Source organism: Gilvimarinus gilvus (assembly GCF_030518155.1).
In the GTDB taxonomy this organism is placed as follows: domain Bacteria; phylum Pseudomonadota; class Gammaproteobacteria; order Pseudomonadales; family Cellvibrionaceae; genus Gilvimarinus; species Gilvimarinus gilvus.
The window spans coordinates 1-316 of record NZ_JAULRU010000523.1 but is presented as its reverse complement, the minus strand read 5'-3'; the positions used below and the strand labels follow the sequence as shown (position 1 = coordinate 316).

1 protein-coding gene is annotated in these 316 nt (G+C 46.5%); it reads right to left on the bottom strand.

The window, feature by feature from the left end; all coding sequences use genetic code 11:
* Positions 1 to 245, bottom strand: a 245-nt coding sequence (locus QWI17_RS09900) for an ATP-binding cassette domain-containing protein (protein ID WP_302722348.1), incomplete at its 3' end; no start/stop codon positions are given.
* Positions 246 to 316: the final 71 nt, after the last annotated feature.

The window sequence follows — 316 nt, the reverse complement described above, 5'->3', positions numbered from 1 at the left end:
TGAAGTGAGCCGGCTTGCGGTGCATACATGCCAGCGATCATTTTAATCAGGGTAGATTTGCCAGAGCCCGTATTGCCACTAATGGCAACCATTTCGCCGGGCTTAATTTGGAATGACACGCCCAGTAGTGCCGGGTCTCTGTCGGGGCCGTAGCGAAAGCTGACTCGTTCTATACGAATATCTCCTTTGAGCTTTTCCAGAATAAGTCCGGATTTGCCGTTGGAACATTCATTTCTTAGTTTCATCAGTTGGTTGATCTGCCGGATCGCTTTAATGGTTTGTTGAAATTTTGAAAATGAAAGGAAAGCGCTTTGCA